This window comes from Pseudarthrobacter sp. CC4 (assembly GCF_048957775.1).
GTDB lineage: Bacteria > Actinomycetota > Actinomycetes > Actinomycetales > Micrococcaceae > Arthrobacter.
On record NZ_JARCCZ010000050.1, the window covers coordinates 1 to 8,803 of the forward strand.

Sequence of the window (8,803 nt, forward strand, 5' to 3'; positions counted from 1 at the left end):
CGAGACCGGCAAGGACATGAGCTCCAAATACAAGGAAACGGCCATGGGCGGCCTCGCCGTCAACGTCGTCGAATGCTAGTCGAATGCAAAAGGAAGAACACTAATGACATTGGCACCTGAAGGCCGGAAGCTTTTGCGCGTTGAACAGCGCAACTCGGCTGTCCCGGTGGAGCGGAAGCCGGACTGGATCAAGGCCAAGGTCCAGATGGGCCCGGAGTTCGTCCAGCTCAAGAACCTGGTCAAGAAGGAAGGCCTGCACACGGTGTGCGAGGAGGCCGGCTGCCCCAACATCTTCGAGTGCTGGGAGGACAAGGAAGCCACGTTCCTGATCGGCGGGTCCGAGTGCACCCGGCGGTGTGACTTCTGCCAGATCGATACCGGCAAGCCCTCCCCGGTGGACAGGTTCGAGCCCACCAAGGTGGCCCGCTCCGTCCAGGCCATGCAGCTGCGCTACGCCACCGTCACCGGGGTGGCCCGTGACGACCTTGAGGACGAGGGCGTGTGGCTGTACGCCGAAACGGTCCGCAAGATTCACGAACTGAACCCCGGCACCGGGGTGGAGCTGCTGATCCCGGACTTTTCCGGCAAACCCGAACACATCGAAGCGATCTGCGACTCCAGGCCCGAGGTCTTCGCGCACAACGTGGAGACGGTGCCGAGGATTTTCAAGCGGATCCGGCCCGCGTTCCGCTATGAGCGGTCCCTGGATGTGATCACGCAGGGCCGGAACCTGGGCATGGTGACCAAGTCCAACCTGATCCTGGGCATGGGCGAGACCCGGGAAGAGATCTCCGAGGCGCTGCGGGACCTGCACGAGGCCGGCTGCGACCTGATCACCATCACCCAGTACCTGCGCCCGTCCGAGCGGCACCTGCCGGTGGACCGCTGGGTCAAGCCGCAGGAATTCGTGGACCTCCAGGACGAGGCCAACGAGATCGGCTTCCTCGGCGTCATGTCCGGACCACTGGTCCGTTCCTCCTACCGCGCCGGCCGGCTCTGGGCCACCGCGATGCGGAAGAAGGGCCGGGACATCCCCGCCGAACTCGCCCACATCGCCGACGGCATCCAGGACTCCGGCACCACCCGCCAGGAAGCCAGCTCACTGCTCGCCGCCACGGCCTGATGCGGGACCTGCCCAAGGCTGAAGCTTTCCGTACCTGATGACCAGACAGGACCAATGATGTTCCCCATCAGAATCGAAATCATCCCTTCCGAAGGAATCGTTGAGCAGGTCCAGGCCCTGGTGCCCCGGAGCACCACGCTCAGCGTCACCTGCCTGCCGCACCACGGCATCGAGCGGACCATGCGCACCGCGGTGGAGGCGGCCGACCTCGGTTATACCGTGGTCCCGCACCTGGCTGCGCGGAGCATCCGCAGCCGCGCCGAGCTCACCGAGATCATCCGGGGCTGCAACGCCGCCGGCATCGGCGAGGTGTTCGTCATCGGCGGCGACCGGAAACAGCCGGCAGGCACGTACGACTCCGCCCTTCCGGTACTGGAAGACATCGCCCAGTACACCGGCGGGACCATGCGGGCCGGAGTTGCCGGCTATCCCGAGGGCCATCCGGTGGCCAGCCCCCTGGACCTGCTGGACGGCTTGCTGGCCAAGCAGCACCTGGCCTCGCATGTGGTCACCCAAATGTGCTTCGACCCGGGAAGAATCCATGACTACGCGGCACTTTTGCGCCGCGAAGGCGTACGCCTGCCCGTCTGGGCGGGCGTGGCGGGGTCCGTCCCGCGGACGAAACTGGTGGCACTTGCCACGCAGATCGGCGTCGGAAGTTCCCTGAAATTCCTCAGCCGCAAGGGCCCGCTGGCCCGCAAACTCCTGAGCGGGGACCGCTACTCGCCGGACAGCCTGATCACCGGGCTGGCAACACAGCCGGGCAACATTGCCGGCATCCACCTTTACAGCTTCAACAGCCTTGCTTCGGCGCCGGACTATGGCGTCCACCCAGCGCCGGAACAGGCATCCCCTTCCGCAGCACTCCACCCAGCATTGATTCGAGGAGCAGCACGTGACCACTAAATCCACTACTTCCCACCAGGGGCCGCATCTCGAGCGGCAACTCACCAACAGGCACATCCAGCTGATCGCCATTGGCGGCGCCATCGGCACCGGCCTGTTCATGGGCTCCGGCAAAACCATCTCCGCGGCCGGGCCGTCCGTCATCTTCGTCTACATGATCATCGGCTTCATGCTGTTCTTCGTCATGCGGGCCATGGGCGAACTGCTGCTGAGCAACCTGAACTACAAATCCTTCAGTGACTTCGCCGCGGACCTCCTCGGCCCCTGGGCGGGTTTTTTCACCGGCTGGACCTACTGGTTCTGCTGGGTGATCACCGGAATCGCGGACGTCATCGCGATCGCCGGCTACTCCAAGGAGCTCTGGCCGGGGCTGCCGCTCTGGATCCCGGGCCTGGCCACCGTGGCCATCCTGCTGCTCCTGAACCTCGTCACCGTGAAGGCGTTCGGCGAGACCGAGTTCTGGTTCGCGCTGATCAAGATCATCGCCATCGCGGCGCTGATCATCGTGGGCATGTTCATGATCTTCACGGGCTTCCAGTCCGACGCCGGCCCTGCCACCTTCACGAACCTGTGGAGCCACGGCGGCATGTTCCCGAACGAGTTCATGGGTTTCGTGGCCGGCTTCCAGATTGCGGTGTTCGCGTTTGTGGGCATTGAACTGGTGGGCACCACGGCCGCCGAGGCCAAGGACCCGGAGAAGAACCTGCCCAAGGCCATCAACTCCATCCCCATCCGCGTGCTGCTCTTCTACGTTGGCGCCCTCATCGTCCTGATGTCCGTCACCCCGTGGACCCAGTTCCAGGCAGGCCACAGCCCGTTCATCGCCATGTTCTCCCTGGCCGGCCTCGGCGCTGCAGCCACCGTGGTGAACCTGGTGGTGCTCAGCTCCGCCATGTCCTCGGCCAACTCCGGCATCTACTCCACCTCCCGCATGGTGTACGGGCTGGCCCAGGAGGGCGACGCGCCCTCGGCGTTCGGTGCCCTGTCACGCCGCAAGGTCCCGCAGAACGCGCTGTTCCTCTCCTGCGTCCTGCTGCTCTCCGGGGTGGTGCTGATGTACGCAGGCCAGGACATCGGCAAGGCCTTCGACATGGTGACCACCGTGTCCGCCGTCTGCTTCGTGTTCGTCTGGTCCATCATCCTGGCCAGCTACCTGGCGTTCCGCCGCCGCCGCCCGCACCTGCATGAGGCATCGAAGTACCGGATGCCCGGCGGCGTGCCGATGGTCTGGGTGGTCTTCGCGTTCTTCGCCTTTGTCCTGTGGGCCCTGACCACGCAGCCGGACACGCTCCTGGCGCTGCTGGCCACACCGTTGTGGTTCGTCATCCTCGGCGTTGCCTGGCTGGCCATCCGCCGCCGCCCAGCCCACCTGGCAAGGTACGCGGAGTTCCAGTCAGATCTTGCCCGGGAAGCGGAAACGTCCAAGGCCCGGGAACTTGAGAAGGTGCAGAAATGAGCACGGCCACCACGCTCACCCCCAACATTCCCGCAGCCGCCCCTGCACACGATGCCGCGGACCCGGCCGCCGCCGTCGAACATGTCCTGACGGTTGACTGCGTTGAATCACCCGGGATTGTCCACGCGATCTCCGCATTCCTGCTGGAGCAGGGGTGCGACATCATCGACATCAAGCAGTACGGTGACAAGGCACAGGGGCACTTCTTCATGCGCGTGCACTTCTCCTCCGGGTCTCCGGCCGCCCGGCAGCCCGCCGGCACTGAAGAGCTTCGCAGCGGCTTCGCCCCGGTTGCGGAGAAGTGGCAGATGAACTGGCAGCTGGAACCGCACGGCCGGAAACGCCGGGTGCTGGTGATGGTGTCCAAGATGGGGCACTGCCTCAACGACCTGCTGTTCCGGGCGCGGACGGGCGATATCCCGGTGGAGATCGTGGCCGTCGTCTCCAACCACCGCGACCAGGAGGGACTGGTCCAGTGGCACGGCATCCCGTTCTTCCACGTACCGGTCACCAAGGACACCAAGGCCGACGCCGAGGCCCGGCTCCTGGAGCTCGTGGACGCGTTCGACGTGGAACTGGTGGTCCTGGCCCGCTACATGCAGGTCCTGAGCGACGACCTTTCAGCCAAGCTGGCGGGGAAAACCATCAACATCCACCACTCGTTCCTGCCCAGCTTCAAAGGCGCGAAGCCCTACCACCAGGCGTATGAGCGCGGCGTCAAGACCGTGGGCGCCACCGCCCATTACGTCAATGCAGAACTGGACGAGGGCCCGATCATCTCGCAGCAGGTCATCGAGGTGGACCACACGTACACTGCCGATGACCTGGTGGCTGTGGGCCGGGACGCCGAGTGCGTGGCGCTGCGGAACGCCGTCCGCTGGCACTGCGAGGGCCGGATCCTGCTGCTGGGCAACCGGACCGTCGTCCTGCGGTAGGGGAGTTCCTCCGCCGAAACAGGCCAAGGCGGAAGGCTGACGGAAGCGGACGACGGCGGGAGGTCCCGCCGTCGTCCGCTTTCCTTTGGCAGGGGGATCGGTGGTTGACCTGCCCGCCCGCAAACGGCAACGATAGGTATGGCGGACTTCGGTGCGGGCCGGAAACGGCGGATAACAACCTGGATTAGTGCGCTGGCCGTGTTGGGCGCATGGCTTTCGAAGTCATACCGGTGATTCAGGTGGCCCGCACTTTTCGAGCTGTGGGGCCCGGGTCCCGCCGGAGGTTGCTAGGGCCAGTCGGCAAGGCGGAACTGTAGGGGCTGCCTGATTCCGAGCAGGAGGTCGCCCGTCCATTCGGCCACACTGCGCTGGCGGTCATCGGGCGGGTCTGGAATCAGGGGCTGCCGGGGGTCCTCAAACGCGTTGTCCCCTGGAGTGTCATTTGAGCTTTTCATGGTTTCCCTTTGGTGTGCCTGTGAAGCAACCCTAGGCAGGCAGCCATACCAGGGGAAGGGGGTTTATCTAGCGACAAGATAAACTTCGCAAATCTTGAGGAAAGCTCCCTTAAAGCAAACGGGCGACGGGCGGGAGGTCCCGTCGTCGCCCGTTTGCTGGCCGCTGGTCCCGGTACCTTGGCTGGTCCCGGCGGTGTTGCCTAGTCTTCGTACGTGTTGGCGATGTAGACATCGCAGGGCGCGTTGTGCGCCACACTGTTGGCCACGCTGCCCAGGAGACGGCCGATGCCGCGCATCCTCCGGTTGCCCACCACGATCAGCCGGGCGTCCAGGCGCATGGCTTCCTTGATGAGGGAATCGGCGGGTTTTCCGCGGGCGGCGAAGTGGGTGACCTCCACCCCCGGCCGCGTGTCGGCCAGTGACTTCGCGACGTTTTCGGATGCATCGGAGTTCCAGACCCTCACCTCGTCCGAGCCGACGCCGAAGGTCTCGGAACGGTCGACGTCGAATGCGGTCACCACGTGAAGCGAAGCTCCCAACGCCTTTGCAAGGTCCAGCGCCTTCTCGGCGGCCTTCAATGCCGAGGGGCTGCCGTCCACCCCTACTACCACTACTCCACTCATGCCTGGCTCCTTTGCTCGTGTACTTCCAGCGTTCACTGCCCAGTCTAGGGAAGTTCGGGCTGACGCCCCCATGTCAATTTGCGGATGGCATCGCTGTGGAGCCCGCTCAGGGCTGCCAGTTCGAAATCATCCATCACCCCGAGACGGCGCGCGGCGGCGAGGAGGTCCACCCGTCGCTCTTCAAGAGCCGCCTTCGAATCCTCAAGCTCGGCAAGCTCGGACTTCAGCCCCGCGATGACGGACAGCCGGCGCTCGGCCGGCAACCCGGACGGCAGCAGGTCATCGGAAGCCAGGCCGATGGTGCGGACCGTCCAGCGGGAAATTCCGGCGATCTGGGCAAGCCGGGTCACTTTCATTCCATCGCGGAGGGCCTGCGCGATCTGCTGGTTCAGGCGGACGGTCAGGGGGCGGCTGCTGCTTGCGTTGAAGGCCAGCCGCTGCCGGTTGGCTCTGAGGAGTTTCCTTAATGTTTCCGCCTGGCCGGCGGCAGGATCAGGTGTTGCTGCTCCCCGGTACCGGTAGAAACCGACATCCCCAGTGTGCGCTACAGCCAATATCACTCCTCGGTCCGGACCCCCCGCGGAGGCGGCCAACGTTTCTAGAAGGCTAGGCGGACGGGCTGCAGCGGCGGAAATACCAAAACTGAGTGGACCCATAACCGGAAACTGTGGCGCAGCCAGCCATAAGGGACGCTTATCCGTCCACGCAGTATTGGTCTTATCCATGCCGGCCGGATTTCCCTAGGGTCGAAGGAACGACTACCACCCCGTTCCTGACCCCCTAGGAAGAGACCATGTCTGATTTTGAACCTGCCTCGCGGGTGTCCCGCATCAAGTCCTCAGCCAGCGTGGCCGCCGCCGCCCGGGTGCGTGAGCTGAAGGCGGAAGGGCGCCGCATCCTGAACCTCACCGTGGGCGAGCCAGACTTCGACACCCCCGAGCACATCAAAGCGGCAGCCGTCGAGGCCATCACCCGCGGCGAAACCAAATACACCTCGGTCACCGGAACGCCTGCCCTGCAGCAGGCCATCCTCCAGACGCTCGAAATGCGCACCGGCCTCCGCTACACGCCGGCCGAGATCACCATCGGCGGGGGAGCCAAGCAGGTCATCTTCACCGCGTTCATGGCATCCCTGAATGCCGGGGACGAAGTGATCGTCCCCGCCCCTTACTGGGTCTCCTACCCGGACATGGTGCTGGCCAACGACGGCACACCGGTGGTGGTTCCCTGCGGCGAGGACGCCGGCTTCAAACTCACGCCCGAAGCCCTGGCCAGTGCCATCAGCGGGCGCACCAAGTGGGTCATCCTCAACGCGCCGTCCAACCCCACGGGCGCCGTCTACTCACCGGCTGAACTGCGGGCCCTCGCCGATGTCCTGGCCCGCTTCCCGCACGTCTCCGTCCTCACGGACGAAATTTATGACCAGATCTACTTCGGCGGCGGCAAGCTCACCAGCCTGGTGGAGGTAGCGCCCGAACTGAAGGACCGCATCCTCGCCGTCAACGGTGTCTCCAAGGCCTACGCCATGACCGGCTGGCGCCTTGGGTATGCGGCCGGCCCGGCGCCGTTGATCGCGGCCATCAACAAGCTGCAGTCCCAGATATCGTCCTGCCCTTCGTCGGTCAGCCAGGCAGCCGCCGTGGCCGCACTCAGCGGCGACCAGGCCTTCGTCGTCGAGAGCCTCGAGGTGTACCGCAAGAGGCGGGACACGGCAGTGGCCGCGCTGAACGCCGTCGACGGTTTGTCATGCACGACGCCGGAAGGCGCCTTCTACGCCTACGTCAACTGTGCAGGGGTCATCGGCAAGACCACTTCGGATGGAACCGTCATCCGCGACGACCAGGACTTCACGCTCTACCTGCTGGATGCCGCCTCCGTGGCCGTCATCCAGGGCTCCGCTTATGGCCTGGGCCCGTACTTCCGCATCTCCTACGCCACCAGCCTGGACATCATCGAAGAATCCATCGCTGCCATCGACAAGGCCGTCCGGGCCCTCAACTGACCCAACCTACCGAAGGAATACCGCCGTGATCCACGTCAAAACCACTGTCGACCGCCCCAGCGCCGACGCCGTCAGCCGGCTTGCGAAGTTCTCGTCAGCCACCATCCACGAGGCACAGGGACGCAAGGGCGCACTTAGTTCCCGCATCAAGCCCATCGACAGGACCATGTCCTTTTGCGGGCCCGCCACCACTGTCCGCTGTGCGCCCCGGGACAACCTCATGCTGCAGGTGGCCATCCACTATGCCCAGCCCGGCGACGTGATCCTGGCCGCCGCGGGGGAGTACGAGGAAGCCGGAACCTTCGGCGACGTCCTCGGCAATGCCATGAAGGCCAAGGGCTTGGCCGGCCTGGTGACGGACTCGGGCGTCCGCGACACCCAGGACCTCATTGAGCTGGGGCTGCCCGTCTTCTCCGGCAGCGTGTCCATCAAGGGCACCGTCAAGGAGACCATCGGCCCCATCAACCATCCGGTGGTGTTCGGGGATGAGATCATCTATCCCGGCGACGTCCTGCGCGGCGACGCCGACGGTGTTGTGGTGGTCCGCAAGGACGAGATCGAGGACGTCATCCGCCTCTCACAGGAACGCGACGACGCCGAGCGTGAGCTCATCGGCCTGTACAAGGCCGGTGGAACCACCATTGACCTGTGCAACCTGACGGATGTACTGAAGGCCAAGGGACTGCTGGTGGAGCAGGCTTAGTCGCAGCCCGGCGGCACAGCGACAGCCCAGGCCTGCAATCGCCCAGGCCAGCAATCGCCCGGTACAGCCCAGCTCAGCCGCCGCGGGAATAACCCCTGCGGCGGCCTTGGCGTGCTGCTAATCAAGGGCGCGGAGGAGCCGTTCCAGGGCTTCTTCTCCCGGGGAGAGGCCGATGTAGGCAAAGTCCGGCGGCCTGCCGGTCACGGACCCTGCCCCGCCTGAGACGGACCTTACTTGATGGGGCCAGTGGGGTGGTTCCCAGTCCTGGTGTTCGCTTGCGTAGTGGCGGCCGGTGGGTGAGGTCCAGCCGGGTGGTGCGGTTGTGGCGGCGGGGGTGGGTTTCCAGCCGCTGGTGTGGCGGAGCTTGTGGTGTTTCGGGCAGGGCTGTCCCAGGTTGCTGACTCCTGTGGTGCCGCCGTTGTGCCAGGCGAGGAGGTGGTCGGCCTCGTTGTCGAGGGAGTGGTTGCTGCAGCCGGGGAAGGGGCATTTGCCGTCCCGCAGCCTGAGCCAGTTCCGCATGGCTTTGGTCACCCGGTAGCTGGTGCGGCCGATTTCCAGCGGCGCCCCGTCCCGCGGGTCCACCAGGACGCGGTGGAACGA

General features: G+C 65.2%; 9 protein-coding genes. 6 read left to right on the forward strand and 3 right to left on the reverse strand.

The window, feature by feature from the left end:
* Nucleotides 1-103 precede the first annotated feature (103 nt).
* The 4 genes from lipA to purU are packed head-to-tail and all read left to right on the forward strand — an operon-like array spanning nt 104 to nt 4,420.
* Nucleotides 104-1,123, forward strand: coding sequence for a lipoyl synthase (gene lipA, locus PV768_RS21385; protein WP_157240933.1), 1,020 nt, complete (start codon nt 104-106; stop codon nt 1,121-1,123).
* Nucleotides 1,124-1,177: 54 nt separating this feature from the next.
* Nucleotides 1,178-2,029 (forward strand): methylenetetrahydrofolate reductase, encoded by an 852-nt coding sequence (locus PV768_RS21390; protein ID WP_157240936.1) that lies wholly within the window; start codon nt 1,178-1,180, stop codon nt 2,027-2,029.
* Nucleotides 2,019-3,485, forward strand: a complete 1,467-nt coding sequence (cycA, locus tag PV768_RS21395; RefSeq protein WP_421094149.1) for a D-serine/D-alanine/glycine transporter — start codon at nt 2,019-2,021, stop codon at nt 3,483-3,485. Before PV768_RS21390 ends, cycA begins: the two co-directional genes overlap by 11 nt.
* Nucleotides 3,482-4,420: a formyltetrahydrofolate deformylase gene (gene purU, locus PV768_RS21400; protein WP_421094150.1), complete on the forward strand. Its 939-nt coding sequence runs from the start codon at nt 3,482-3,484 to the stop codon at nt 4,418-4,420. Before cycA ends, purU begins: the two co-directional genes overlap by 4 nt.
* Before the next feature lie 655 nt (nt 4,421-5,075).
* Here purU and PV768_RS21405 read toward each other — a convergent pair.
* Both PV768_RS21405 and PV768_RS21410 read right to left on the reverse strand, forming a co-directional pair.
* Nucleotides 5,076-5,498: a universal stress protein gene (locus tag PV768_RS21405; RefSeq protein WP_104999110.1), complete on the reverse strand. Its 423-nt coding sequence runs from the start codon at nt 5,496-5,498 to the stop codon at nt 5,076-5,078.
* Between the two features lie 44 nt (nt 5,499-5,542).
* The gene (locus tag PV768_RS21410; protein WP_421094151.1) at nt 5,543-6,058 is read right to left on the reverse strand and encodes a hypothetical protein; all 516 of its coding nucleotides are present in this window, start codon (nt 6,056-6,058) and stop codon (nt 5,543-5,545) included.
* 233 nt (nt 6,059-6,291) lie between these two features.
* Here PV768_RS21410 and PV768_RS21415 point away from each other — a divergent pair, with 233 nt between their 5' ends.
* Nucleotides 6,292-7,500, forward strand: coding sequence for an aspartate transaminase (locus PV768_RS21415; protein WP_421094152.1), 1,209 nt, complete (start codon nt 6,292-6,294; stop codon nt 7,498-7,500).
* 25 nt (nt 7,501-7,525) lie between these two features.
* On the forward strand, nt 7,526-8,203 hold the full coding sequence (locus PV768_RS21420; RefSeq protein ID WP_421094153.1) for a 4-carboxy-4-hydroxy-2-oxoadipate aldolase/oxaloacetate decarboxylase: 678 nt from the start codon (nt 7,526-7,528) through the stop codon (nt 8,201-8,203).
* Nucleotides 8,204-8,320: 117 nt separating this feature from the next.
* Here the strand turns inward: PV768_RS21420 and PV768_RS21425 are convergent.
* Nucleotides 8,321-8,803, reverse strand: a 483-nt coding sequence (locus tag PV768_RS21425; protein ID WP_421094154.1) for an HNH endonuclease signature motif containing protein, incomplete at its 5' end; no start/stop codon positions are given.